The organism is Burkholderia sp. SIMBA_062 (genome assembly GCF_046534765.1).
GTDB lineage: Bacteria > Pseudomonadota > Gammaproteobacteria > Burkholderiales > Burkholderiaceae > Burkholderia > Burkholderia ambifaria.
Map to the genome: position 1 here is coordinate 1 of NZ_JAWRYD010000212.1, position 278 is coordinate 278.

At 61.5% G+C, this 278-nt stretch carries 1 pseudogene; it reads left to right on the top strand.

Annotation, left to right across the window (positions count from 1 at the left end):
- A pseudogene (locus SB786_RS36085) lies at positions 1-278 on the top strand (hypothetical protein); the annotation flags it as partial.

Sequence of the window (278 nt, forward strand, 5' to 3'; positions counted from 1 at the left end):
GTCAGCTCCTTCCGGTGGGCGCGGGGCATGACTATCGTCGCCGCACTTATGACTGTCTTCTTTATCATGCAACTCGTAGGACAGGTGCCGGCAGCGCTCTGGGTCATTTTCGGCGAGGACCGCTTTCGCTGGAGCGCGACGATGATCGGCCTGTCGCTTGCGGTATTCGGAATCTTGCACGCCCTCGCTCAAGCCTTCGTCACTGGTCCCGCCACCAAACGTTTCGGCGAGAAGCAGGCCATTATCGCCGGCATGGCGGCCCCACGGGTGCGCATGAT